The 26879-nt window shown below is 66.1% G+C and carries 19 protein-coding genes and 1 pseudogene; 14 read left to right on the forward strand and 6 right to left on the reverse strand.

Features of this window, described 5'->3' with window-relative positions; translation table 11 throughout:
* Positions 1-25: 25 nt before the first annotated feature.
* Both panC and J0A91_RS05220 read left to right on the forward strand, forming a co-directional pair.
* Positions 26-877 (forward strand): pantoate--beta-alanine ligase, encoded by an 852-nt coding sequence (gene panC, locus J0A91_RS05215; protein WP_069204017.1) that lies wholly within the window; start codon positions 26-28, stop codon positions 875-877.
* A 95-nt stretch (positions 878-972) separates the two neighbouring features.
* Positions 973-1269 (forward strand): SEL1-like repeat protein, encoded by a 297-nt coding sequence (locus tag J0A91_RS05220; protein WP_069204018.1) that lies wholly within the window; start codon positions 973-975, stop codon positions 1267-1269.
* 6 nt (positions 1270-1275) lie between these two features.
* Here J0A91_RS05220 and topA read toward each other — a convergent pair whose 3' ends face one another.
* The gene (gene topA / locus J0A91_RS05225) at positions 1276-3849 is read right to left on the reverse strand and encodes a type I DNA topoisomerase (protein ID WP_069204019.1); all 2574 of its coding nucleotides are present in this window, start codon (positions 3847-3849) and stop codon (positions 1276-1278) included.
* A 279-nt stretch (positions 3850-4128) separates the two neighbouring features.
* Here topA and rpsD point away from each other — a divergent pair, with 279 nt between their 5' ends.
* Positions 4129-4743, forward strand: coding sequence for a 30S ribosomal protein S4 (rpsD, locus tag J0A91_RS05230; protein ID WP_069204020.1), 615 nt, complete (start codon positions 4129-4131; stop codon positions 4741-4743).
* A 145-nt stretch (positions 4744-4888) separates the two neighbouring features.
* On the opposite strand, the gene J0A91_RS05235 is transcribed toward rpsD, so the two are convergent.
* From J0A91_RS05235 to J0A91_RS05245, 3 genes are all read right to left on the reverse strand, one after another.
* Positions 4889-6874 carry an alpha/beta hydrolase family protein gene (locus J0A91_RS05235; protein WP_069204021.1) on the reverse strand — a complete coding sequence of 662 codons (1986 nt, stop codon included), beginning with the start codon at positions 6872-6874 and terminating at the stop codon, positions 4889-4891.
* 239 nt (positions 6875-7113) lie between these two features.
* Positions 7114-8253: an aldose epimerase family protein gene (locus J0A91_RS05240; protein ID WP_420852827.1), complete on the reverse strand. Its 1140-nt coding sequence runs from the start codon at positions 8251-8253 to the stop codon at positions 7114-7116.
* 83 nt (positions 8254-8336) lie between these two features.
* Positions 8337-9113, reverse strand: coding sequence for a FadR/GntR family transcriptional regulator (locus tag J0A91_RS05245; protein WP_083224516.1), 777 nt, complete (start codon positions 9111-9113; stop codon positions 8337-8339).
* 232 nt (positions 9114-9345) lie between these two features.
* Here J0A91_RS05245 and J0A91_RS05250 point away from each other — a divergent pair, with 232 nt between their 5' ends.
* From J0A91_RS05250 to J0A91_RS05290, 9 genes and pseudogenes are all read left to right on the forward strand, one after another.
* A complete protein-coding gene (locus tag J0A91_RS05250) occupies positions 9346-10275 on the forward strand; it encodes a Gfo/Idh/MocA family protein (protein WP_069204023.1) in 930 nt (309 codons plus the stop codon).
* A gap of 13 nt (positions 10276-10288) precedes the next feature.
* Positions 10289-11854 carry an alpha-N-arabinofuranosidase gene (locus tag J0A91_RS05255; protein ID WP_083224517.1) on the forward strand — a complete coding sequence of 522 codons (1566 nt, stop codon included), beginning with the start codon at positions 10289-10291 and terminating at the stop codon, positions 11852-11854.
* 20 nt (positions 11855-11874) lie between these two features.
* Complete coding sequence (locus J0A91_RS05260) at positions 11875-12870, forward strand: arabinan endo-1,5-alpha-L-arabinosidase (protein WP_069204024.1); 996 nt, start codon at positions 11875-11877, stop codon at positions 12868-12870.
* Between the two features lie 2 nt (positions 12871-12872).
* Positions 12873-13901 (forward strand): annotated as a pseudogene (locus J0A91_RS05265) (glycoside hydrolase family 43 protein); the annotation flags it as partial.
* 5 nt (positions 13902-13906) lie between these two features.
* Entirely contained in the window at positions 13907-15247 is a 1341-nt protein-coding gene (locus J0A91_RS05270; RefSeq protein ID WP_069204026.1) for a glycoside hydrolase family 27 protein, read from the forward strand.
* Between the two features lie 195 nt (positions 15248-15442).
* On the forward strand, positions 15443-18346 hold the full coding sequence (locus tag J0A91_RS05275; RefSeq protein WP_069207061.1) for a TonB-dependent receptor: 2904 nt from the start codon (positions 15443-15445) through the stop codon (positions 18344-18346).
* A 98-nt stretch (positions 18347-18444) separates the two neighbouring features.
* Complete coding sequence (locus J0A91_RS05280; RefSeq protein ID WP_240502213.1) at positions 18445-20430, forward strand: MGH1-like glycoside hydrolase domain-containing protein; 1986 nt, start codon at positions 18445-18447, stop codon at positions 20428-20430.
* Between the two features lie 64 nt (positions 20431-20494).
* Positions 20495-22120: a M28 family peptidase gene (locus J0A91_RS05285; RefSeq protein WP_069204027.1), complete on the forward strand. Its 1626-nt coding sequence runs from the start codon at positions 20495-20497 to the stop codon at positions 22118-22120.
* Between the two features lie 9 nt (positions 22121-22129).
* The gene (locus J0A91_RS05290) at positions 22130-23101 is read left to right on the forward strand and encodes an agmatine deiminase family protein (protein ID WP_069204028.1); all 972 of its coding nucleotides are present in this window, start codon (positions 22130-22132) and stop codon (positions 23099-23101) included.
* 131 nt (positions 23102-23232) lie between these two features.
* Here the strand turns inward: J0A91_RS05290 and J0A91_RS05295 are convergent, their stop codons facing one another.
* Together J0A91_RS05295 and J0A91_RS05300 are read right to left on the reverse strand one after the other, a co-directional pair.
* Entirely contained in the window at positions 23233-24006 is a 774-nt protein-coding gene (locus J0A91_RS05295) for an OmpA family protein (protein WP_069204029.1), read from the reverse strand.
* A gap of 84 nt (positions 24007-24090) precedes the next feature.
* Positions 24091-25260, reverse strand: coding sequence for a DNA replication/repair protein RecF (locus J0A91_RS05300; protein ID WP_069207063.1), 1170 nt, complete (start codon positions 25258-25260; stop codon positions 24091-24093).
* A gap of 102 nt (positions 25261-25362) precedes the next feature.
* Here J0A91_RS05300 and J0A91_RS05305 point away from each other — a divergent pair, with 102 nt between their 5' ends.
* Together J0A91_RS05305 and J0A91_RS05310 are read left to right on the forward strand one after the other, a co-directional pair.
* Positions 25363-25929, forward strand: a complete 567-nt coding sequence (locus J0A91_RS05305) for a carboxymuconolactone decarboxylase family protein (protein ID WP_069204030.1) — start codon at positions 25363-25365, stop codon at positions 25927-25929.
* Between the two features lie 184 nt (positions 25930-26113).
* A complete protein-coding gene (locus J0A91_RS05310; RefSeq protein ID WP_069204031.1) occupies positions 26114-26875 on the forward strand; it encodes a hypothetical protein in 762 nt (253 codons plus the stop codon).
* The last annotated feature ends 4 nt before the right edge of the window (positions 26876-26879 follow it).

Genomic DNA, 26879 nt, shown 5'->3' on the forward strand with positions numbered 1-26879 from the left:
CATTCTTACCGGAGGCTCGACGCCCGTGCAAACCATCCGTCAGATCGCCATGCTGCGCGACGCCATCGCCGCCTTCCGCGCCGCCGGGGAGTCGGTTGCGCTGGTGCCGACGATGGGCGCGCTCCACGCCGGCCATATCGCGCTGATCGAGGCGGCGAAGCGGCCGGGGCGGCGGATCGTCGCGTCGATCTTCGTCAACCCGCGCCAGTTCGGCGCGGGCGAGGATCTGGCGCGCTATCCCCGCCGCGAGGCCACCGATTCGCAGATGCTCACGCGCGCCGGCTGCGACGTGCTGTGGGCGCCGGCCGTCGAGGAGATGTATCCGAACGGCTTCGCCACCACCATCTCGGTCACGGGCGTGAGTGACGGCCTCGATGGCGCCGCGCGACCCGGCCATTTCGACGGCGTCGCGACCGTCGTGGCCAAATTGTTCAACCAGGTCCGGCCCGATGTCGCGGTGTTCGGCGAGAAGGATTTCCAGCAACTCGCGGTGATCCGCCGGATGGTCGCCGATCTCGATTTCGGCATCGAAATCCTCGGCGTGCCGACCCAGCGCGAGGACGACGGCCTCGCGCTGTCTTCGCGCAACATCTATCTCGACGAGGCTGAACGGCCTCGCGCCGTCGCGCTGCCACGCGCGCTCGGCGTCGCGGCGCGCGAGATCGGGCGTGGCGGAGACGTCGCCACGGCGATGGCGGGCGCACACGACATGCTGAGCGCGGCGGGCTTCGTGATCGACTATGTCGCGCTGGTCGATGCCGAGACGCTCACCGAACATCCCGAGCCGGGCCGGCCGCTGCGGCTGCTCGCCGCCGCGCGGCTCGGCGCGACCCGCCTGATCGACAATGTCGCAGTGGACATGCAGGCCAGCGCCTGACCGCGACGTTTATGCTTAAGCGCCATTAACCCTTTTTTCAGCGATGCCGCGCGATACTCACCCCAAGAACCGAAAGATAAAGGGGTGAAGGGACGATGGGCAGCAACCGGAAGAGTGCGCAATTCCTCCTCGATAGCCGTATCGCGGATGCCACGCGCGGCGATGCGACCGCGCTGTACGAACTCGGCATGGTCTATTCGAGCGGCACCGCCGGCATCGGCGTCGATCTGGTCGAAGCGCACAAATGGTTCAACCTCGCCGCGATCAACGGCAGCGAAGCGGCAATGGCGTGCCGCAGCGAAATCGCCGGGGACATGAGCGCGCGCGAGATCGCGGTCGCGCAAAGGGCCGCGCGGGCGTGGCTGACGACGAGCGCCCGCCACGCCGCCTGACCGGGGTCAGGCTTTCTTCGCGACCTTGGGCGCCGCCTTCTTGGCGGGTGCCTTGGCGGTCTTTGCGGCCGCCGGCTTCTTGGCAGCAGCCTTTTTCGCGGGCGCCTTCTTCTTGGGCTTGGCCGGTGCGGCGGCCGCGCGCGCGTCGATCAGTTGCGCGGCTTCCTCAAGCGTCAGCGCGTCCTTTTCGATCGACTTGGGCAGAGTCGCATTGGTCTCGCCATCGGTGACATAGGCGCCATAGCGGCCCTCCATCAGCTTGATCTCCGCCTCGGTGCGCGGATGCTTGCCGAGCACCTTCAAGGGCTCGCGCGCCGCGCCACGCTGCGGACGCCCGCCGCCTGCGGCCGCTTCGGCGAGCTTGACCACCGCCGCGTTCATACCGGTCTCGAACACCTCCGCCGTCGAGGTCAGCCGCGCGTACTTGCCGTCATGGACCAGATACGGACCATAGCGCCCGATCGCCGCATTGATCGGCTGGCCGGTCTCGGGATGCGTCCCGATCGTGCGCGGCAGTGACAGCAGCTTCAGCGCCCATTCGAGATCGAGTTCAGGCACGTCCTTGGGGATAGACGCGCGCTTCGCTTCCTTGCCGTCGCCAAGCTGGATGTACGGCCCGAACCGCCCGGATTTGCGTTCGACCGGCAGGCCGGTCTCAGGATCATTGCCGAGAATTTCGTTCTCGAGCGCGGCGCCATCCTCGGCCGCCCCGCCCTGGCCGAAGCGGCGGGTGTATTTGCACTCGGGGTAGTTGGAGCACGCCACGAACGCGCCGAACTTGCCGCCGCGCAGCGCGAGCTGCCCCGCGCCGCAGCTCGGGCACAGCCGCGGATCGCCGCCATCGGCCCGTTCGGGGAACAGATAGGGCGCGAGGAACTTGTCGAGTTCCGCGGTCACTTCGGACGGCTTCTGCTCCATCACTTCGGTGGTGCGCGGTTTGAAGTCCTTCCAGAACGCTTCGAGCACCGCCTGCCACTGCGCGCGTCCGCCCGAAACCTCGTCGAGTTCGTCCTCCAGGCCGGCGGTGAAATCGTAACCGACATAGCGTTCGAAGAAGCGTTCGAGGAACGCCGTCACCAGTCGCCCGCTCTCCTCGGCGAAGAAGCGGTTCTTCTCGGTGCGGACGTAGGAGCGATCCTTGAGCGTCTTGATGATTGACGCATAGGTCGAGGGCCGGCCGATGCCGAGTTCCTCGAGCCGCTTGACAAGGCTCGCCTCCGAGAAGCGCGGCGGCGGCTGGGTGAAATGCTGCTCGGCATCGACCGCCTTCTTGGCCGGCGCATCGCCGTCACGCATGCGGGGGAGGCGGCGGGCGTCCTCGTCCTGGCTGTCGTCGGTGCCTTCCTCGTACAGCGCGAGATAACCGGGGAACAGCACGACCTGCCCGGTGGCGCGCAAGGCGGTGCGTCCGGTGCCCTCGGCCAGTTCGACCGTGGTGCGCTCGAGCCGCGCCGATGCCATCTGGCTGGCGAGCGCACGCTTCCAGATCAGATCGTACAACCGGCCATGATCGCCAGCGCCGGCGCGGTCCTTGCTGAAATCGGTCGGGCGGATCGCCTCGTGGGCTTCCTGCGCGTTCTTCGCCTTCGACGTATACTGGCGCGGCTTGTCGGGCACGTAGCCAGCGTCATAGCGGTTGGCGATCGCGAGCCGCGCGGCGGAAATGGCGCTGCCGTCCATCTGCACGCCGTCGGTCCGCATATAGGTGATCGCGCCGTCTTCGTAGAGGCTCTGCGCGATCCGCATCGTGTGATCGGCCGAGAAGCCGAGCTTGCGCGCGGCCTCCTGCTGCAAGGTCGAGGTGGTGAACGGCGGCGGCGGGTTGCGCGTGGCGGGCTTGGTCTCGACCGACTGGACGGTGAAATGGCCCTGCTCGACATCCGCCTTGGCCCTGAGCGCGGTCCCTTCGTCGCCGATCGACAGGCGATCGATCTTGTCGCCGTTCCAGCGCGTGAGGCGCGCGACGAACGGCGTGCCGTCCTGCTCCATCTGCGCGGTGACCGACCAATATTCCTGTGCCCGGAACGCCTCGATCTCGCGTTCGCGCTCGACGATCAGCCGGAGTGCGACCGACTGGACACGGCCCGCCGATTTCGCGCCGGGCAGCTTGCGCCACAGCACCGGCGACAGCGTGAAGCCGACCAGATAGTCGAGCGCGCGGCGCGCCCGGTACGCATCGATCAGATCGGTATCGAGCTCGCGCGGATGCTTCATCGCCTCGGTGACGGTCGCCTTGGTGATGGCGTTGAACGTCACGCGCTGGACATCCTTGGGCAGCGCCTTGCGGGCGCGCAGCACCTCCTGCACGTGCCACGAAATCGCTTCGCCCTCGCGATCGGGATCGGTCGCGAGGATCAGACGGTCGGCGTGTTTGGCCTCGTCGGTGATTGCCTTGAGTTGCCGCGCCTTGTCGGCATAGTTTTCCCACTCCATCGCGAACCCGTCGTCGGGATCGACCGAGCCGTCCTTGGGCGGCAGATCGCGGACATGGCCGTAGCTTGCCAGCACCCGGTAATCGGAGCCGAGGTATTTCTCGATGGTTTTCGCCTTGGCGGGCGATTCGACGATGACGAGCTGCATGGCGTTGGGTCACATCCTTACGTGTACGCGCGAGGGTGGAAGGGTCGGTAGGGTGGCGTCAAGAGCGGCGCTCGCATAGCGCCTGCCGCTCGCTTCGTCTCGCGGATCGATTGGCTTGACTCTTGCGGCCCCCGCCGCTAACCGCCCGCCTTCGCATTTGGCCCCGCACCCCGGTGAAGCGGCGGCCCCGGTATCATGCCGGAGCGATTACCGGGATCTGATCGGCACCGTCCTCGTGGCGACGCCGGTCTCGTCATTGGCATTTGCAAGGAATAGAATATGTCGAAGCGCTCCAGCGCCAAGCACAAGATCGATCGCCGCATGGGCGAGAACATCTGGGGCCGTCCCAAGTCGCCTGTCAACAAGCGCGAATACGGCCCCGGTCAGCACGGTCAGCGCCGCAAGGGCAAGGTTTCGGACTTCGGTCTGCAGCTTCGCGCCAAGCAGAAGCTCAAGGGCTATTACGGCGACGTCACCGAGAAGCAGTTCCGCGCCTGCTACACCGAAGCCGCGCGCATGAAGGGCGATACCAGCCAGAACCTGATCGGCCTGCTCGAGCAGCGTCTCGACATGATCGTCTACCGCGCCAAGTTCGCGCCGACGGTGTTCGCCGCGCGCCAGCTCGTTTCGCACGGCCATGTCCGCGTCAACGGCGTGAAGTGCAACATCGCCTCGCGTCGCGTTTTCGCCGGCGAAGAGATCACGCTGGGTTCGAAGGCGCAGGAAATGGCGCTGGTGATGGAAGCGCAGGCCTTGTCCGAGCGTGACATCCCCGATTACGTCGCCCCCGATGGCGCCGCCAAGGTGACCTTCACGCGCGTTCCGACGCTCGACGAAGTGCCCTATCCGGTGAAGATGGAACCGAACCTGGTGGTGGAATTCTACAGCCGCTGAGGCGAGGATTTAGCGGCGCTAAATCCAAGCGAACATCAGCGGCTCGGCAGGCGTCGTGGGGTTTCTCCGCGTCGCTTTTTCCGAACCTAAAAAAGAGGGCGGCCCGCAACGGCCGCCCTTTTTTTGTGCCCGGCCTGTCACCCGTTCAAGGCGCGGGCGGCAACACCAAGGTCGTGCGCAGAAAGCCGTCCATCTTATCGAGCATCTCCGCGCGCACCGCATTGTCCTCGAGTTGGTGGTCGAGCGCGGGAAACTCGACATACGTCACGGCCTTGTGTGCGCCCTTGAGGCGCGATGCCATCAAGCGCGATTCGGCGACCGCTACGTTGCGATCGAGATCGCCGTGGAACAGCAGCACCGGCGCGATGAACCGGTCGGGATGTTGCGCGGGCGAGCCGGCCGCGACATGCGGACCATGGCCGATCTGCGTATCGATGAGCGAATAATTGGTGAAATCGTGCCATTCCTCCCGGCGGCTTTCCAGATCCGTCACCGGAGCGACCGCGACGATCGCCTTGAACAGTGTCGGATCTAGGACGGCGGATTGCAGCGCGGCATAGCCTCCGTACGACCAGCCGACCACCGCGAGCTTGGCCGGATCGGCGATGCCTTGCTTGACCAGCCAGCGCCCGCTGTCGTTCACGTCGCCGATCGCGACCGGCCAGGACTGGAATCCGTTTTTCTCGAAGAAGGCGACGCCATATCCGGTCGATCCGCGAAAATTGGGCTGCAGCACCGCATAGCCCCGATTGGCGAAGAACTGGGCCAGCCAGTCGAAGCCCCATTCGTCGCGCGCATCGGGGCCGCCATGCGGCATCACGATCGCCGGTAACCCCTTGGCCGCACCGTTCGGCGGTAGCGTCAGATAGGCCGGAATCGTGGTTCCATCGGCGACGGTCACGGTGACAGGCTTGACGCTCGCCAACAGAGTCTTGGCAAGCGCCTGCCGCATCGGCATCAACTCCGCGAGTTTGCGCGTCGCCTTGTCGTAGAGGTAGTACCGTCCTGGGTCGACGTCGCTGCCCGCGAAGATCACCAGCTTGCTCTCATCCGCCGTGGCATCGACGATGTTGACCAGCGGCAGACCCGGCAACGCCTTGGACAGCGAGGCGGACAGCTTGGCGAGTTCGGGATCGAAGTACACGGTCTGGCGCTTGTCGGTGGCGAAGCTGACGCCAACCATCCGGTTCTGCCGTCCCACCGAGACGAGATCATCGACATCGACATCGGCGCGCGCCAGCACGAGTTCGCGCTTGAGTGACCCATCGAGCGCCACCGAATACAACGCGGTGCGTCCGCCGACCGTGTCAAAGCCGTAGGCAACATTCTTGTCGCGATCGACCGCGACCGGATCGAACCCCGTGCTGACGCCGCCGGTCTGCTTGACGGTGCCGAGCGGCTTCCACTCACGGCTGTCGGGCGTGCGGTACAGGACCGTAACCGTGTCCTTCATGTAGCCCGTGTTGGTTTCGCCGCGCACTTCCATGATCCGCACCGTGCCGTGGCCATCGCTGATATAGGCCTCGGCGCCTCCGCGCGGCGGCTCCACCATGGTGTGTCTCAGGGTGACGGTGTCGATGCGATCGACGCCGAGGCCGTTCCTGGTGGAGGCGACGATGCTGCCTGTCGTCGCCTCGGGAAGATAGTTGTGCGTCATTAACACGCTGCCGTCGGCTTTGTCGGCCTGCCAGTCGATGATCTCGCCGCCACCCAGCGAAAATCCGAGCGTGCGGTCGTTGGTGCGTGCGCTCAGCATGGTCACGCGCTTGCCATCGGCGTCGAGCGCGAAGATGCGCGAGAATGGCAATATGCGCCGCGTGCTGTCCGCAACCACCATGTAGACCGCGCATGTCAGTCGCGTATCGGTGGTCCAATGGCACGATTGTACACGATCGGGATTTCCCGAGGATGCGGTGATCGCCTTCAACTCACCGGTCGCCACGGTCGCGATGATGACCGCATCGCCGCGCGTGCCGGTTGGCGCGATATAGGCGATCCGTTTGCCGTCAGGCGATATGCTGATTTGGCGGACGTCTTCGCGTGCGCTAAATTTCGTCGCCGCATCGCTGGCCGCCCCCGCCTGCGTTGCGACCGACGCGAGCGCGAGCGCCCCCCAGAGTTCCCGTTTCATGCTGCCCCCAAAATTCCCCTGCAAAGGGGATAGCCGTGGGTACAAACCGCGTAAAGCGTGCCGAGAATGGCGGCCGGGCGTCGTGAATGCCTGCCGGGAGCCGCTAGGTTCGCGCAGTCACGCGGGATCGTCGGAGTGGATGGCGCTGGCATCCACGCGGTCATCAGCCGGGAGACTGCTGTCGCTGCCCGGCGCGGTGCGCTCGCGCCGGGCGGTTCCACGTGGAACGCGCGCCAGGATCAGCGCGGCGCGACCGACAGTTTGAAGATCATCTCGCTGTGATAGGGCTTGCCCGGATCGACCCGCGCCGAGACGAAATCGGGATGGTTGGGCGAGTCCGGGAATTTCTGCGGTTCGAGCGATACCGAATCGCCCATCCGGTAGACATGGCCACCCTTGCCGACGAACGTACCGTCGAGGAAGTTGGCGGTGTAGAATTGCACGCCCGGCTCGGTGCTCAGCACCTCGAGCACACGGCCCGAGGCCGGGTCTTCGAGCCGCGCCGCGAGCTGCGGCGTCGCGGTCAGGCCCTTGTCGAGCGCGAAATTGTGATCGTAGCCCTGGCCGAAGCGGATCTGTTCGTCACGACCGTCGCGAATGCCGTCGGCGATCACGCGCGGTTTGCGGAAATCGAACACTGTGCCCGCGACCGGGCGGCGTTCGCCGGTCGGGATCAGGTGAGCATCGACCGGCGTATAGCTCTGTGCGGGAATCACCAGCGTGTGGAAGGTCGCGCCTGCCGGTGCGCCTTCGCCGGCGAGGTTGAAGAAGCTGTGGTTGGTGATGTTGACCACGGTCGGCTTGGTGGTCTTGGCGTCATAGCTGACCTTGAGCGCGCCGGTTTCGTCGAGCGCATAGGTCACGGTCACGTCGAGCGCGCCGGGATAGCCCGCGTCACCATCGGGGCTGGAGAACGCGAGCACCACCGATGCGACCGGACCCGACTTGACCGAGACGATCTTCCAGAGCTGCTTGTCGAAGCCCTTGCCGCCGCCGTGGAGCGAATTAACCCTGTCGTTGAGCGGCAGTTGATAAGTCTTGCCGTCGAGCGTGAAGCGGCCGCCGGCGATGCGATTGGCATAGCGGCCGATGGTCGCGCCGAAATAATTGGGATGGCTCTGGTAGGTCGCCGCGTCGTCATAGCCGAGCGCGACATCGGCGAGCTTGCCGTCGCGATCCGGCCCGATCAGCGACTGGAGTGTCGCGCCATACGTGAGGATGCGTGCCGAGACGCCGTGGCCGTTCGAGAGCGTGATCGCCTCGATCGCCGATCCGTCGGCGAGCTTGCCGGCCGCTTCGCGCTTGGCGTCCGCCGCGATCGCCGCATAGGGCGTAAGAGCGGTAGCGGCGGCCAGTGCCGCCACGCCGACGCGCATCATCTTCAGCATCCTCTGTGTTCCTTCATAGAGCGCCTGAGCAATGCGGCGCCGTTTGCATGCGGCTTATAGTCGGACCAAAATTGTCAGGGCAAGGCTTTGATCGCAGGCGGTTGGACGTCGGTGCCCATCGCGCTGGCGGTATCCTGGAGCGCGAGGTCGACCAGCACGCGCATCGCCGCGCTGGCCGCGACGGGGTCGCCCGCCGCGATGGCTTCATAGACGCGGGCGTGATCGGGGATCGGGTTGCGCGGCAGCGCGCGTGCGCGCTGTTTGTACTGCGTCGTCCAGCTCACCGCCGCGCCGATGCTCGCCGCCAGCACCATCATCGCATCGTTGCGGGTCGCGCGCAGAATCGCGTCGTGGAAATCGCGGTCGGCGACGCGGCCGGCTTCGGTGGCAAGCGAATGGCGGCGCATCTGCGCGAGCGCGTCCTTGAGGATGCGCAGGTCGTCCCGATCGCGCCGCTCGGCCGCGAAGCCGGCTGCGGCCGGTTCGACAACGGCGCGCAGTTCGAACAGATTGCGCACGAACTGCGCGTCCGGTTCGCCCGCGAACGCCCAGGTCAGCACGTCGGGGTCGAGCAGGTTCCAGCGCGCGCGCGGCAGCACACGTGTTCCCGCCTTGGGTCGGCTCTCGACCAGCCCCTTGGCGGCAAGTGCGCGGATCGCCTCGCGATAGGCGCCGCGCGACACGTCGAGCGCTTCGGAGAAATCGACCTCGCTCGACAGGATATCGCCGGGCGCATAGGTGCCCGAGACGATCGCGACGCCGATCTTGTGCGCGATCGAGCCGTGCAGCCGGCGCCCCGTGCCGCGTGGTGCCCTAACCACGCCGTCGACCTCTTCGCGATGTTCGGTCATCCTCGTCTCCTTGCGCAGCCGTAACAGCCGTTGCGGCTTTGCAAAACGAAAGATTGCGTTTCGTGAGGCCGCCAAATAAGTAGGAGTAATTGGGTGGCCGTCGCAAACGGCCCGAAAAGGCATGTCGTTTGCTCGCGACGAGACAGAGAGGATGGATCGCATGGCCCTGCGCCGTTTGCAGCACCGTACCCGGTCCAGCATTCGCTCGGCTATCGTCAGGGCGTTCTGATCGGTGGACCCGATCCGTATCGGCATCGTCGGCATGGGCAAGATCGCGCGCGACCAGCATCTGCCCGCGATTCGCGGCGACGCTGCGTTCAGCCTCGCCGCGACCGTCAGCCCGGTGGCGGATCAGGGTGTAGACGGCGCGCCGCATTTGCCGAGCCTCGATGCGTTGCTGGCGCAAGGCCCGGCGGTCGATGCGATCGCGCTCTGCACGCCGCCGCAAGTCCGCTACGATCTCGCCGCGCAGGCGCTGGCACGCGGAATCCACGTCTTTCTCGAAAAGCCGCCGGGCGCGACGCTCGCCGAAGTCGATGCGCTGGAGGCGTGCGCCGCCAGAACCGGCGCGTCGCTGTTCGCGGCATGGCACTCGCGCTTCGCCGCGGGGGTCGCGCCGGCGCGGGCGTGGCTGGCCGAGCGGCAGATCGAGAGCGTCTCGATCGTGTGGCGCGAGGACGTCCGCGTGTGGCATCCGGGGCAGGCGTGGATCTGGGAGCCGGGCGGGCTTGGCGTGTTCGATCCCGGCATCAACGCTTTGTCGATCGCGACGCATATCCTGCCACGCCCGTTCTACCTGCGCGCGGGCACGCTGCTTATCCCCGCCAACCGCGCCGCGCCGATCGCCGCCGATCTCAGCTTCTGCGATACCGCCGGTGCCGAAATCCACATGGACCTCGACTGGCGCCAGACCGGCGCGCAAAGCTGGGACATCATCGTCGAGACCGACGCGGGCACCTGCAAGCTGTCGCGCGGCGGTGCGGTGCTGACGCTGCCGAGCGGCGCCGAGCATAAGGAAGACCGCGAATATCCGGGGCTGTACGCACGCTTCGCCACGCTGATCCACAGCGGGCGCAGCGATGTCGATACCAGCCCGCTCAAGCTGGTCGCCGACGCGTTCTTGCGCGCGCGGCGTGATACGGTCGAACCATTCAATGATTGACGGGAGGACGAGGATGAAAAGACTTTTACGCACGCTGCTGGGCGGCATCGCGCTCGCTGGAGCGGCAACTGGAAGTGTGGCGCAGCAAGCGGCACCCGCGCCCGACACGGCGACGGTGACGCTGCACGGCGAGAAGCCCGGCCCGGTTTATGACCGCCGCATCTTCACCCAGTTCGCCGAGCATCTCGGCAACGGTATCTATGGCGGCCTGTGGGTCGGCAAGAACTCGAAGATTCCGAACACGCGCGGTTTCCGCAACGACGTGGTCGGCGCGCTCAAGGAACTCGGCGTGCCGATGGTGCGCTGGCCGGGCGGGTGTTTCGCCGACGAATATCACTGGCGGGAAGGCATCGGGGCGCAGGCCAAGCGCCCGGTCAAGATCAACACGCACTGGGGCGGCGTGACCGAACCCAATGAGGTCGGCACGCACGAGTTCATGGACCTGATGGACCAGATCGGCTCGGAAGCGTATATTTCGGGCAACGTCGGCAACGGCACGCCGCGCGAGATGGCCGAGTGGGTCGAATATATGACCGCCCCCGCCGGCAGCCTCGCCGATGAGCGTGCGAAGAACGGTCACAAGGCACCGTGGAAGGTGCCCTATTTCGGCATCGGCAACGAGCTGTGGGGCTGCGGCGGCAACATGAGCGCAGCCTATGCCGCCGACGAGACCAAGCGCTACGCCACCTTCGTCGTCGCGCCGGAAGGCACCAAGATCCTCAAGGTCGCGTCGGGCGCCAATGGCGACGATTATACGTGGACCGAGACGATGATGCGCGATGCGGCGAAGCAGATCGACGGCGTGTCGCTGCATTATTATACGATGTCGGGCGGCTGGCCGCCGAGCGCGTCCGCGACCGAGTTCGACGAGGCTGGCTGGGCGCACACGCTCGCCGATGCCGAGCGCATGGAGGAACTCGTCGCCAAGCACAGCGCGATGATGGACAAGTTCGATCCGCAGAAGAAGCTGTTCCTCGCGGTCGATGAATGGGGCACCTGGTTTGCGCCGGAAAAGGGCACCAACCCCGGCTTCCTGCGCCAGCAGAACACGCTGCGCGACGCGCTGGTCGCGTCTGTCCATCTCGACATCTTCGCCAAGCATGCCGACCGCGTCCGCGTGACGGCGATCGCGCAGATGGTCAACGTGCTGCAGGCGATGATCCTCACCGACGGCGCCAAGATGGTGAAGACGCCGACCTACTACGTTTACGAGATGTACAAGCCGTACATGGACGCGACGGTGCTGCCGATCGACGTCAAATCGCCGTGGTACAACAAGGACCAGTGGACGATGCCGGGCGTGTCCGCCTCGGCGGTGCGTGACAAGGCCGGCAAGGTCCATGTCGCGCTGTCGAACCTCGATCCCAACAAGCCGGTCACGGTCGGCGTCGCACTCGGCGGCGTGAGCGCGAGCAGCGTCTCGGGCCGAATCCTGACGGCGGCGACGATGAACGCGCATAACGATTTCACCACGCCGAACGCCATCGCCCCCGCCGCCTTCACCGGCGCGCGGATCGACGGCACGACGCTGACGGTCGCGCTGCCGGCCAAGTCTGTGGTGATGCTCGACCTGCAATAGCGGCGAGCGGAAAACACGATATGCGCGGGATGGTCCTCGGCATCATGGCGCTGGCGCTCGCGAGTTTCGCGAGCGCCCAGCAACCCGCCACGCTCAACGACCGCCTGGCGGGGGATCTGGTGCCGACGCACGATCCGGTGATAGCGCGGCAAGGCGACACCTATCATGTCTTCGGCACCGGACTTACCGAGCGGACCTCGCCCGATCTCGTCCACTGGACGCTGGCCGCGCCGCCGCTCGCGGCCTTGCCTGATTGGGTCGCGAAGGCAGTGCCTGACGCCAAGGGAATGTGGGCGCCCGACATGTCGTTCGTGAACGGGCGTTGGCGGCTCTATTACGCCGTTTCGACCTTCGGCTCGAACCGCTCGGCGATCGGCCTCGCGACGAGTCCGACGCTCGACCGCGCCGCGCCGGGCTATGGCTGGCGTGACGAGGGGGTGGTGCTGCTGTCGACGCCCGTCAATGATTATAACGCGATCGATCCCAATTTCGTGGTCGATCGCCAGGGCCGCCACTGGCTGAGCTTCGGCAGTTTCTGGAGCGGCCTCAAGCTGGTCGAGCTCGACGCCAGGACCGGCAAGCCACTCCACCCACAGGCGATGCCGATAGCGATCGCACACCGGGCTGTACCCGTTGGCGCACCCGACCCGGTCGAGGCGCCATTCATCGTCGATCATGGCGGTTGGTACTGGCTGTTCGCCAGCTATGATTATTGCTGCAAGGGCGTGAACAGCAGCTATTACACCGTCGTCAGCCGATCGAAAGCGATCACCGGGCCGTATCTCGGTAAGGATGGCAGTTCCATGCTGAGCGGCGGCGGCACCGTGTTCCTGCGTGCTGACCTGCCCGAGAAAGGGCGGTTTCGCGGACCGGGTCACCCCGGTTTCCTGCATGACAAGGACGGCACCGATTACGTCGTCTACCATGCCTATGACAAAGACAACAAAGGCGCCCCGACGCTTCGGATCGCACCGATGCGCTGGGGCGCCGATGGCTGGCCGCAAGCAGAGGATTGAACATGATTGACCTGACTCGTCGCGGCTTCGTCGGTGGCGCCGCCGCGCTTGCCGCCACGCCCGTTCTGGCGCGCACCGCACCCAAAGCGGCGATCACCAACCCGTTGGTCAGGAACCGCGCCGACGCGCAGGTTTTCCGCCATACCGACGGCACGTACTACATGACCGGATCGGTGCCCGAATATGACCGGCTGGTGCTGCGCCGTTCGAAAACCATCGCCGGCCTCGCCACCGCAGCCGAGCGCGTGCTGTGGCGGCACGAGAAGACCGGGCCGATGTCCGGCTTTCTCTGGGCGCCCGAACTGCATCTGATCGACGGGCGCTGGATCATGTATTTCGCCGCAGGCCCGAGCGGCGGCGGCGAGGACGTGTTCCGCATCCGCACTTATGCGGTGGTGTGCGACGGGCCGGACCCGATGACGGGCATTTGGAGGGTGCTCGGCCAGCTCCAGACCGAGTGGGACAGTTTCAACCTCGATTCCACCTCGTTCGTCCACAAGGGCCAACGCTATCTCGCCTGGGCGCAGCGCGAGCCGGGGATCGACACCAACAGCAACCTCTATCTCGCGCCTTTGAAGACGCCGTTGACGCTCGCCGCCAGGCAGGTGCGCCTGTCGGTGCCGACGCTCGATTGGGAAGTGCGGGGCTTCAAGGTCAACGAGGCGCCAGCGGTGCTCGCGCGCAACGGGCGTCTGTTCATGACCTATTCGGCGAGCGCCACCGATGCACGCTATTGCCTGGGCATGCTTACCTGTCGCGACGATGCCGACATCATGGATGCGGCCAACTGGTCGAAATCGCCGCTGCCGGTGTTCACATCGTCGCCCGCGCACAAGGTCTACGGGCCGGGCCACAACAGCTTCACCACCGACGAACGCGGCCGCGACATGCTGGTCTATCACGCGCGCGATTACGCCGAGATCAAGGGCGATCCCCTGTTCGATCCCAACCGCCACACCCGCGTACAACCGATCCGCTATGCCCCCGACGGCACGCCCGACTTCGGTGAGCCGGTCGCCAACGGCGTGCTGCGCGCGTGAGCGGCATTGATCGGCGCTCGTTGCTCGCCGCCGGCGCGGCGGCTGCGGCGCTGCCGGCGGTCGCCGGCGCGGCGCAGCGCGGCACACGCTCGCTCGCGCCGACGCCGCCGATGGGGTGGAATAGCTGGAACAGCTTCGCCACCACCATCACCGAAGCCCAGGCGGTCGAGACCGCCGGCATCATGGCGGCGAAACTGTTGCCGGCCGGCTACGACACCTTCACCGTCGATATTCAATGGTATGATCCCGACGCGAAGAGCTACGAATATAACGCCAAGCCGGTGCCGGTGATGGATGGCGACGGCCGGCTGCTGCCAGCGCCCAACCGCTTTCCGTCGAGCGCGGGCGGCATGGGCTTCGCGCCGCTCGCCGCGCGCGTGCACGCGCTGGGGCTGCGTTTCGGCATCCACGTCATGCGCGGCATTCCGCGCCTCGCGGTCGAGCGCAACCTCCCGGTATTGGGCACGCACCTCCGCGCGCGCGACATCGCCGACGTGACGAGCGTCTGTTCGTGGAACCCCGACATGTACGGCGTCGACATGCGCAGGCCCGGCGCGCAGGCCTATTACGACAGCGTGTTCGCGCAATATGCGCGCTGGGGGGTCGATTTCGTCAAGGTCGACGACATGAGCCGCCCCTATGACGCGCACGCCCCCGAAATCGAGGCGGTCGCGCTGGCGATCAAGCGGTCGGGGCGGCCGATGATTCTCAGCCTTTCGCCCGGCGAGACGCCGGTGATCCGCGCCGATCACGTCCGCCGCCATGCAGAGATGTGGCGCATCGCCGATGACTTCTGGGACGAATGGCCGCAGCTCGCCGCGCAGTTCACCCGCTTCGAGAATTGGAGTCCCTACATCGGCGGCGGCCGCTGGCCCGACGGCGACATGCTGCCGCTCGGCCGGCTCGCGCTTGGCGCACGCGATTCGCGCTTCACGCCCGACGAGCAACGGACGTTGATGACCTTGTGGTCGATCGTGCGCTCGCCCCTCATCATGGGTGGCGACCTGCGCCATCTCGACGCGGCGACGCTGGCGCTGCTGACCAACCCGGAAGTCATCGCGGTCAACCAGGCGAGTTCGGACAACCGGCCGCATATCCTTGAAGACGGCACGCGGCTGTGGAGCGCCACCGCACCCGGCGGCGGGCGGTATGTCGCGTTGTTCAACACCTCGGCCAAGCCGCGCCGTGTCGCGCTCCCGCTCGACCGGATCGGGCTGCGCGGCACGGTCTCGGTGCGCGACCTATGGGCGCGCGCTGCGCTCGCCGACATGCAAGGTGCGGTCGCGCGGGAACTGCCGTCCCACGGAGCGAGCCTGTTGCGCGTTACCCCCGTATAACCCTCTATTACTCCGACATATCAAAGGTGCCTTACCCACATCGCTGTACAGCGAAACGCAATATGGTATCTTTTTCGCAACACTCGGCGGAAAACCGAGGTGGTTGCTTGACGGCTATTCCCCCGAGTGCAAATGCGCGCCATTATTTTGTTGGACTAAATGACCGCAAAGAACGGTCCATCTGAGGGGAAGATCATGGTATTCCATCGCGCAATCCTGTGCTCGGCTTCGTTGCTCGCATTGCTCGCCGTCGATCCGGCATTTGCCCAGACCGGCACCCAATCGACTCCGCCCAGTGACGGCGGCACCACGGCGGCAGCGGGAGACACCACCGCCACGCCGACAGATCAGACGCTCGACGCGAGCGAACCGCAGGGCGACGAGATCGTCGTCAAAGGCGTGCGCGCGTCGATCGTCGGGGCACTCAACACGCGCAAGAACTCGACTCAGATCGTCGACTCGATCGTCGCGGAAGATGTCGGCAAGCTGCCCGACAACAACGTCATCGAGGCGCTCCAGCGCGTCACCGGTATCCAGGTGACCAACCGCAGCGGCGGCGAGGCGGCGGGCATCTCGATCCGCGGCCTGCCCGATGCGCTCACCACCCTCAACGGCCGCAACATCTTCACCGCGGCCGTTCAGTCCTTCTCGCTGCAGGATATTTCGGCGAATCTCATCAAATCGGTCGATGTCTACAAGACCCGCGCCGCCGACCAGATCGAAACCGGTCTCGCCGGTCAGGTCGACGTCAAGACGCGCCGTCCTTTTGATTTCGATGGTTTCGCGCTGTCGGGCCTCGCGCGGGGCATCTACAATCAGCAGGCCGACAGCTATAACCCCAACGTTGCACTGCTCGTCAGCGATCGCTGGGAGACCGGAATCGGCGACATCGGCGTGCTGGTCAACGGCAGCTACATCAAGACCAACTATCGCGATATGACGACGACGGCCGGCGCGCTCGTGCCGTTCGCCACGATGAACCCGGCTGCGGGCACCGGGCTTGATCCGTTCCAGCGCATCTTCCCCGCCGGCCAAGACCCGATCACAGGCCAGTTTGTCGTCTCACCAGGGCTCGGCGCGTGGCAGGTCGGCACCGACACCGGCCTGGCGACCGCGCCGGGATCGTCGATGCTCGTCAACGGCGTTTCTACGCCCTACGTCCTGTCGCGCGACGCAGTGTTCAACCAGGATCTGTACGGCCAGCGCGAGCGCCCCTCGGCGAACATCGCGATCCAATGGGCGCCCAACAGTAGCTCGGTCTACACGGCCGAGGCGTTCTATTCGGGGTTCCGCGGCAACACCTTCAACAGCATGCAGTTCAGCTTTGTCGATTTCTGGGCGGGGGCGCAGGCGCCGACGCTGTATGACGGTACCAACATCGTCAAATCGCGCGTCGCCAACAAAGTCTATGGCTTCAACAGCGCCGATTATACTCAGAACAAGACCGACAGCTTCGTCTATGCGCTCAACGGCAAGTGGGACGTGGCGGGCGGGCGCGGCAAGATCGTCGCCGACATCGCCTATCAGACCAGCACCTACAACACCGCGTTCATCGCGATGCGCACCGATCGCACCGCCGATCAGATCAAGGTCGATTTCAACGCGGGCGGCGGCATTCCTTCGTTCCACTTCAACGACGATTCGCTTCTGACCAAACCGGCGACGTGGAACGTCGCGCAGCTTTATGACAATGCCGAGCGCGATCACGGCAGCGCGATCACCGCGACGCTCGACGGGGAATATACCTGGGACGAGGGTTTCCTGCGCCGCATCAAGGGCGGCTGGCGGATCGACGATCGCAAGGCCGCGGTCGCGACGCGCACGCAGGACGCGCTCGGACTCGGTGTGCCGCTCAGCACGTTGGGCGCGGGTACGACCTTCACCAACTCGGGCTTCTTCGACGGCCGCGCGGACGTGCCCACAAGCTGGGTGCTGCCCAGTGGCTATTGGGTCTATGCCAATGCCGACAAGGTGCGGTCGCTTTACGGCCTGAAGACCTCCGGCCAGCTTTCGCTGGGTCAGGTGTTCACCAACGACGAAGTGACGATGTCCGCCTACGTGATGGCGGATGGCGAGCTTTCGCTCTTCGGGCGTCCGCTCCAGATCGAAGGCGGCGTGCGTTTCGTGACGGTCGACACCAACTCGCAGTTCTTCAACCGCCTGAACAATTTTGCCGAGACGGACACCTCTACCGCGACCACCAAATTCCTGCCGAGCGCTACATTGCGCTACGAGATCACCAACAAGCTGCGGTTGCGCTTCAATTTCGGCGAGACGCTGCGGCGGCCCGATTATACCGCGCTCAACCCCAACTACACGCTGACCGGCGATCTCACCGGGCTGGGCTATGGTTCGGGTACGGCGGGCACGGCCAATCTGCGCCCGACCCAGTCGAAGAACTATGACGTTGCGCTAGAATGGTATTTCGATCGCGACAGTGCGATCACCGTTACAGGCTTCCGCCGCGAGATCGACGGATTGGTCGTGCCGGTTACCCAGCGCGAGACCATTCTCAACAACGGCATTGTCGCGGGCGCGACCAATTCCTTCGCGATCACCCGCCCGCTCAATGCCTCGAACGGCGTGCTGAAGGGCGTCGAAGTAGGGCTCACCTACTTCCCGCACTATCTGCCCGGTCCGCTCGATGGGCTCGGCTTCGTCGGCAGCGTGACGGTGCTCGATTCGAGCCAGAATATCCCACAGTACAATACCACCACCGGCGAACTGATCGGCCAATTCCAGTCGGCGTTCTTCGGCGTGTCGAAATTCTCGTACAACGCGACGCTGGCCTACGATAAGGGGCCGATCGGCGCGCGCGTATCCTATGTGTGGCGCAAGGAATTCCTCGCGAATAACGAGGCGCGGCTGTTCGCCAATCCGATCGGCGTGTGGCGCACGCCCGAGAAGAGCCTTGACGTGCAGCTCACCTACAATCTGACCAAGCGGCTCGGCGTTACCTTCGACGCGACCAACCTGACCAACTCGACCCAGCAGACCTATTACAAGTTCGGCGGCAGCGGCGGTCCGGAAAAGTTCAACCTTGGCACTCTCTTGCTTGCTCGCACCTTCGCTCTCGGCGTTCGGTACGGGTTCCGGTGATGCGGGTTCGGTCCGGTCGCGCTCGTTTCCTCGCCGAAGCGAGTCGCGCTGGGCCGATCCGTCGGGCGCTGCGCACGGCATGGCTGTGCGCAGCGCCCTTGGTTCTTGTCGCCGCTGCACCCGCGCCTCTCGCGCCACAGCTCGACCGCGACGCGATCCTCACGCAGCAGTATGGCAACGATGCCGACTGGTATCGCGACCGCATCCCGCTGTTCGACAGTTCAGACGCGACGCTCGACGCGGTCTATTATTACCGCTGGCAAGTGTTCCGCGCGCACCAGCGCGATCTCGGTGCCAAGGGCTATATCTCGACCGAGTTCCTCAACGACGTCGGCTGGCAGCGCGAACCCTATGCCAGCCTCAACGACGCGACCGCCTTCCACATCGCCGAGGGCCGCTGGCTGCGCGACCGCCGCTTCGCCGATGATTACATCAATTTTCTCTATCTCGACGGCGGCAACGACCGGCATTTCAGCGAATCGATCGCCGATGCGGTGTGGGGCCGCTACCTCGTCGATCACGATCGCGACGCCGCCGTGCGGTTGCTGCCGGCGATGCGGCTGATCTACGGATTATGGGACGACGGCTTCGATTTCACCAAAGGGCTGTACTGGATCGAGCCGTTGCTCGATGCGACCGAATATACCGTGTCGTCGGTCGATGCCTCGGGCGGCAAGGACGGGTTTCGCGGCGGTGACGCGTTCCGCCCGTCGATCAACAGTTTCCAATATGCCAATGCGATGGCGATCAGCCGGCTGTCGGCGCTGGCGGGCGATCCGGCGACGGCGGCGGACTACGCCGCCCGCGCCGGGCGGTTGCGCGGCCGCATGCTCGACGCGCTGTGGAGCGACAGCTTCGGCCACTTCATCGACCGCTACAAGGTCAGCAACGAGCACGTGACATATTGGGACCAGATCCGCGCGCGCGAACTGGTCGGCTATCTGCCCTGGACGTTCGGGCTGATCGGTGCGGATGCCAAGTTCGATCGTGCGTGGACGCATATCCTCTCGGCGAACGAACTCGGCGGCCCGGCGGGGCTGCGCACCACCGAGCCAAGCTATCAATATTACATGCGGCAATATCGCTATGATGCGGCGACGGGTTTGCGCGAATGCCAGTGGAATGGACCCGTCTGGCCGTTCCAGACGACGCAGGTGCTCACCGGCCTCGCCAACCGCCTCCATGGCGGCCCCGACGGTGTGATCGGGCGCGGCGATTATCTGCGGCTGCTGCGGCAATATGCGAAGATGCACTATCAGGGCGACAGGCTTGATCTGGAGGAGGATTACGATCCCGCCACCGGCAAGCCGATCGTGGGCCTGCCGCGCAGCCACCATTATTTCCACAGCGGCTTCGACGATCTGGTGATCTCCGGTCTCGCCGGCATCACCCCGCAGCCCGACGACAGCGTCGTGGTCGATCCGCTGTTACCGGCGAAAGACCGAACCAGGGACCGGCTGCGCTGGTTCGCGGTGCAGGACGTGCCCTATCATGGCCGGTCGCTGTCGGTGGTCTATGACGAGGACGGCCGGCACTATCGTGGCGGCGCTGGCCTGCGCGTGTATGTCGACGGGGTGCTGGCGGCATCGCGCGCGACTCTCGGCAAGCTGGTCGTGCCGGTCGCGGCCAAGGCGAATGCGGCGATCGAACGCCCGCTCGCGCAGTCGATCAACCTCGTCCGCGCCGAGTATCCCAAGCCGAGCGCATCGAGCGGCACCGATCCAGAGCGGCTGCATCAGGGCATCGATGGGCGGGTGTGGTTCATGCCCGAACTGCCCAACGGCTGGGACTCGACAGGCGCGACTCAGGACGAATGGTTCGCGGTCGATTTCGGCAAGCCGGTCACGCTCGACCGCGCCGAAGTGTCGTTCTTCGCGGGCGGCGCGTTCGCGATGCCGGACAGCTACCGGCTCGAATATCGCGTAAACGGCGCATGGCGACCGCTCGACACGAACGGCGCGGCGCCCCGGCCCAACGCCACCAATGTACTGACGTGGCAACCGATCCGCACCGATGCGATCCGCCTCGCGATCCGCAAGCCTGCGGGCAAGCACGTCCGCCTCGCCGAGATGAAGCTGTTCTGACCACGGCGCGTTGCGCCCGGCGCGGCGCGCTGCCAAGACGGGTGTATCATTCAGGGGAGATTCTATGCGCGCCCTTTTGCTCGGCCTGACGTTTCTTGCCGCCCCTGCGCTTGCGCAGACCCCAGCCATCTCGGTGCAGACGCTCAAGGACGTGACCCAGACGCTCTCGTCGGACGCGTTCGAGGGGCGCAAACCCGCCACTCCGGCCGAAGACAAGACCGTCGCGTATATCGTCGAGCGCTTCAAGGCGGCGGGGCTCAAGCCCGGGGTCGATGGCGGTTGGTTCCAGAACGTGCCGCTGGTCGATATGACCGCGACCAACGTCGCGCCGCTGACCATCACCGGCGGCAAGACCCCGCTCAGCTTCGCCTATCGCACCGACATGGTGGTCAAGACCTATCGCGTCACGCCGCACATCGCGGTGAAGGACAGCGACGTCGTGTTCGTCGGCTATGGCATCACCGCGCCCGAGCGCGGCTGGAACGATTATGCCGGCGTGAACGTGAAGGGCAAGACGGTCATCATCCTCGTCAACGATCCCGACTGGCAATCGCCCGAGCGCACCGGTTTGTTCGAAGGCAAGGCGATGACCTATTATGGCCGCTGGGTTTATAAGTACGAAGAGGCCGCGCGGCAGGGTGCTGCGGCGGCGATCATCGTTCACGATACCGAGCCGGCTGCGTATGGCTGGGGTGTCGTCCAGTCGAGCAACACCGGCCCGCAACTCGAACTCGACGAGAAGGGCGATCACATGAACGAGAGCGCCGCGATCGGTTGGGTGCAGCTCGACAAGGCCAAGGCGTTGTTCGCGAGTGCTGGCAAGGATTTCGCCGCGCTGACCGAAGCGGCCAAGCACAAGGGCTTCCGCGCGGTGCCGCTCGGCCTGAAAGCGTCGGTCGCGTTCGACAACACGATCCGGCGGCAGGCGTCGAAGAACGTCGTCGGCATCCTGCCGGGCACCTCGGCTCCGAACGATTACGTCCTCTACAGCGCGCATTGGGATCATCTCGGCCATTGCGATGCGGTGAAGGGCGACGGCATCTGCAACGGCGCGCTCGACAATGCGAGCGGTGTCGCCGGGCTGGTCGCGCTCGCCGGAGCGCAGGCCAAGGCCGGACCCGCGAAGCGTTCGATCGTGTTCCTGTCGGTTACGGCGGAGGAAGCGGGGCTGCTCGGCTCGCGCTATTACGCCGAGCACCCAGTCTATCCGCTGTCCCACACGGTCGGCGGGGTCAACATGGATGTGCTCAACGTGAAGGGGCGCACGCATGACTTCGAGATCACCGGCGCGGGCAAGTCCGAGCTCGAGGACAGGATGAAGATCTTGGTCGAAGCGCAGGGCAGGGTGGTCAAACCCGAACCCAACCCTGAGCGCGGCAGCTATTTCCGTTCGGACCATTTCAGCTTCGCCAAATTGGGCGTGCCGATGTTCGATGGCGGCGCGGGCGAGGATCTCGTGGTTGGCGGCGAGGCAGCTGGCCATGCCGCGACGCTCGACTATATCGCCAACCGCTACCACAAGCCGCAGGACGAATATGATCCCAAGTGGGATTGGTCGGGCGCGGTCGAGGATCTCACCCTATATTACCGGCTCGGCCGCGAACTCGCCGATGGCGATGCCTGGCCCAATTGGTACAAGACCGCCGAATTCCGCGCGATTCGCGACAAGCAGCGTGCGGCCGCGCAATAGGAACCCTGCATGACCATTATCGTCCCCCCCGCCGAATGGGCGCCGCATAAGGCTGTCTGGATCGGTTTCCCGAGCCATCCCGAACTGTGGGAGGACGATCTCGAACCGGCGCGTGAGGAAGTGGCGGCGTTCGGTCGCGCGGTCCATGCCGGCGGCAAGGGCGAGCGCGTGATCCTCGTCGCCGCCGATGACGCGGCGGCGCAGGCGGCGGCGCGCTTGGCGGGGGACTATGCAGACGTCGTGGTCCAGCCGTTCGGCGACATCTGGCTGCGCGACACCGGGCCGATCCTGCTCGCCGACGGCAGCGCGCGCTCGTTCCGCTTCAATGGCTGGGGCGGCAAATACGATCTGCCGGGCGACGACGATGTCGGATTGCGGCTGGCGGCCACGATCGACGCGGCGGTCGAGCGCTGCGAGTGGGTGCTCGAAGGCGGCGCGATCGACGGCGATGGCACCGGCCGCGTCGTCACCACCGAACAATGCCTGCTCAACCCCAACCGCAACCCTGATCTCAGCAAGGACGAGATCGCGGCGCGGTTGCGCGACGATTTGGGGTTCAGCGAGATTCTGTGGCTCGGCGACGGGCTGCTCAACGATCATACCGACGGCCATGTCGACAATCTCGCGCGCTTCGTCGCGCCGGGCGTGGTGGCGATCCCCGAGGCGACCGAGAACGATCCCAACGGGCTGATTTACAGCCAGGCCGCCGATGCTGCGGCAGCGGCGGGGCTGGAAGTCGTGCGGATTCCCTCGCCCGGCGAAGTGCTGCGCGACGACGAGATCGTGCCGGCAAGCTATATGAACTTCTACATCGGCAACGCGGCCGTCGTTGTGCCGCTGTACGGCGCACCCAACGACGATGCGGCGGTGGCGGCGGTGCAGGCGCTGTTCCCGGATCGTCAGGCAGTCGGCTTGCGTGCCGATGCCATCCTGACCGGCGGCGGCAGCTTCCACTGCATCAGCCAGCAGATTCCGGCCTGACTCCTTTCGTCACCCCAGCGTACGCTGGGGTCTCTCGGTGAGACCGAAACGCCCGCCCAACCACTGGGAGACTCCAGCTTTCGCTGGAGTGACGATTGGGGAGCAGGACCGCAAGCCCGCTCCCCGCTACGTCACCGCGCGAAACTATCCGCGCGCTGCCCCAGCAGAGTCACCTCGACGCGGCGGTTGAGGCGCATGCCCGCCGCCGTCGCGTTGTTCGCCACAGGATCGGCCTTGCCGTGGCCGGCGACGCGGAAGCGGGCTTCGGTCACGCCGAGATCGTCGAACGCGGTGCGCACGCTATCGGCGCGGCGTTCGGACAAAGCCTTGTTGTGCGCGTCGCTGCCACGCGAATCGGTATAGCCGTCGATCGACACGCGCACGCCGGGATTGTCCTGCAGATACCCGGCCAGCGCCCGCAACTTGTCGATCGCGCCGGGGCGCAGTTCGGCCGAATCGGTGCGGAACAGCACGTCCTCCTGCAACGTCATGCGCGCGCCCTGCGGGGTCTGGCGGAAATGATAGTCGCGCATCGCGGCGCGGTCCCAGCGGCCGGGGCCACCGTTGCGCGGACCGTCGCTATCGATCGGCCGGCTGTGGCGATCCCAGTCGAAGCGCGCGCGATCGTTCCCCGCGACGTCGGCGAAGGCACGGTTCGCCGCCGCCGCCTCGCGCCGGTTGATGAAGCCGTCGCGATTGAAATCGAAATTGCGCATCACGAAGGCGCGGCCGCGTGGCGTCGCCCGCAGCTCGGGGAACAGCATCGGCACGCCCGGCCCGGCAAGCCGGTAGGGGCGATCCCCCGGACCCCAGTCCCAGCGACCTTGTGCGGTGGCCGGGACGGTCGCGAGCAACGCGCTGGCGGCCGTCGCGGCGGCGAGGATCATCCGGTTGGTGGTCTTCATCGTAAACTCCCTATGGCACCCGCCATAAGGACGCTTTGCCGCGTCACACTTGAACACGCGGTGAGCCGGGTCGAAAGCTGAGGTTCAGCGCGGGAGCGGCAGCGCGACGTGCGAGGCTTCGCCGCGGAGTTCGGCGAACAACGCCGCCTCCGTGCCGGTCATCCACACCTGCCCCTTGCCTGCCAGCGCCGTGAACAGGGCGGCGCGGCGGCGTGGATCGAGATGCGCGGCGACCTCGTCGAGCAACAGCACCGGATGCCGCCCGGTGCGCTCCGCCACCAGTCCGGCATGTGCGAGCACGATGCCGAGCAGCAGCGCCTTCTGCTCGCCGGTCGAACACAACGCCGCCGGCTGCGCCTTGCCGAGGTGGCTGACCGCGAGGTCGGTGCGGTGCGGGCCGACAAGTGTCCGCCCCGCCGCCATGTCGCGCCGCCGCCCGGCAGCAAGATCGGCGGCGAGCGTGTCGCCGGCGCCGGTCCAGCCTTCCAGCATCAGCCCGGCGCGGGCGAACGGCCCCTCGGGTTGCTCGGCGAGCCGTAGGCCGAGCGCCGCCACCGTCTCGCGCCGCGCCGCGTCGATCGCCGCGCCATGCTCGGCCATCTGCACCTCCAGCGCGGCGATCCAGTCGAGATCGAGCGCCGCGCCTTCCGCCGCCTCGCCGAGCAGCCGGTTGCGCGCGCGCATCGCCGCATCGTAGCGGTTGCTGTGGACGGCGTGGCCGGGAGCGAGCGCCAGCGTCAGCCGGTCGAGGAAGCGCCGGCGTTCGGAGGCCGGCTCCACGAACAGCCGGTCCATCGCCGGGGTCAGCCACAGCACGGTCAGCCACTCGGCGAGCGCGGTGGCGGCGGCGCCGGCGCCCTGAATTCGCACGATCCGCCGCTCGGGTGCGGTCGCGAGCGCGCCAGTGGCGATCTGAACCTCCCCTCCCGCTTGCGGGAGGGGTTGGGGGGGGGCCTGTCCACGTAACGCGCCGCCTGGTGACAGGCCCTCCCCTAGCCCCTCCCGCAAGCGGGAGGGGGATTGCGTCGTCTCCAGCACCGCCGCCACACCGAACCCGCCCTTGCCGCCCTGCCGCGCCATCTCGCCGAGCGGCGCCGAACGTAGCCCGCGCCCCGGCGCGAGCAGCGACACCGCTTCGATCACATTCGTCTTGCCCGCGCCATTCTCGCCGGTCAGCACCACGAAGCCGGCGCCCGGCGTGAGCGTCAGATCGGCATGGTTGCGGAAATCGGTGAGGACGAGGCGCGACAGCATTGTGAGCGCCTTAGCGGTTTTCGCGACCATGACACCAGTTTCACGCGATTGCCCCGCCCCAGCCGCTATAGCGCGAGTCGCCCCACCTCCAGGAGACCGCCCATGCGCCTGCCGTTGATCGCCCCCGCCGACCTGACCGATGCGCAGAAGCCGCTCTACGATGACATGAAGGCCGGCATCGCCACGAACTTCAATGACTTCACGGTGCTCGCCGACAATGGTGCGCTGATGGGGCCGTGGAACCCGTGGCTGCACGAGCCGGTGATCGGCAAGGCGGTGTGGGATCTGACCAAGGCGATGTCGATGCAGGCGACCTTGCCCGATGCGCCGCGCCAGATCGCGATCCTCGTGACGGGCGCGCATTTCGATGCGGCGTATGAACTCTACGCGCACATCGCCGTCGCCGAGCGCGAGAAGATGAGCGCGGCGCGCCTCTCGGCGTTGTGCGCGAACATCAAGCCCACCGATCTCGATCCGCAGGAAAGCGTCGCCTACGATGTCGCCTTCGCGCTGGTGAACGGCGGCGTCCTGCCCGAGCCATGCTACGCCCTCGCCGTCGAGACGTTCGGCCAGCACGGTGCCAACGAACTGATCTATCTGGTCGGGCTGTATGCCCTGGTGTCGATGACGCTCAACGGCTTCAACGTGCCGGTGCCGGAACGCGACTGATCTGCCCCATCGCGAAAAGCGTTCGGACATGACGCGAACGTCATTTCGCCGTGGCCCCGCATCCATGTAAGGCGGCATATGCGTTGCGGCGCACAATCCCGCCTCCTATGGCTCGGTGACTCGTCGAGGTGACGGGCACCGGGCAGGGTGCGTGTCGAAACGGGGTGTTGGGTCTTTTACGCGAATGGCGGCAAGCGGTTACGATTATTGGCGATGGCACGATCCATCGTTCCGGCGGCGCGCAATCGCGTTCGGGCTGGCGCTCGGGCTCGAACTGCTCATCGCGCTGCTGCTGTTCCTGTGGAGCGCGCAGCATCCCGCGCCGCCTCAGCCCAAGCCCAACGAACTCCGCGTGTTCGTGCCTTCGGAACTCCCCGATCCCGCCAAGAAAGCCGCCGCCAAGGGGGAGAAATCCCCCGTCCAGCATGCGGCCAAGGCGACGGCGCCCAAGATCACCAAGCCCAAGCCCGAGATCACGCCGCCCCCGCCGCCTGTGCCCGTCCCGCCCAAGCTCATCACGCTGAGCCAGGACGATTACGCGGCGACCGACATCTCCAAGCTGCCGACCCACGGCAGCGATAGCGGTGACGACAAGCCCGGCGGCGGCAACAATGGCGGCGCGGCTTATGGTCCGGGCGAAGGGCCGGGCGGTCAGCGGCTGTACAATGCCGAATGGTATCGCGAGCCGACCGACGCGGAACTCAACGGCTATATGGGCAAGATCGAAAACCCCGAATGGGCGGATATCGCGTGCCAGACGATCGCGAACTATCATGTCGACAATTGTCGCTCGCTCGGCGAATCGCCGGCGGGGTCGGGCATTGCGCGCGCGATGCGGCTGGCCGCGTGGCAGTTCCTGGTCCGCCCGCCGCGCGTCGGCGGCAAGCCGATGGTCGGCGCGTGGGTGAAAATCCACATCTACTTTACCCACCGCAAGGCGGAGTGAGGCG

The organism is Sphingomonas panacis (genome assembly GCF_001717955.1).
Classification (GTDB): Bacteria; Pseudomonadota; Alphaproteobacteria; order Sphingomonadales; family Sphingomonadaceae; genus Sphingomonas; species Sphingomonas panacis.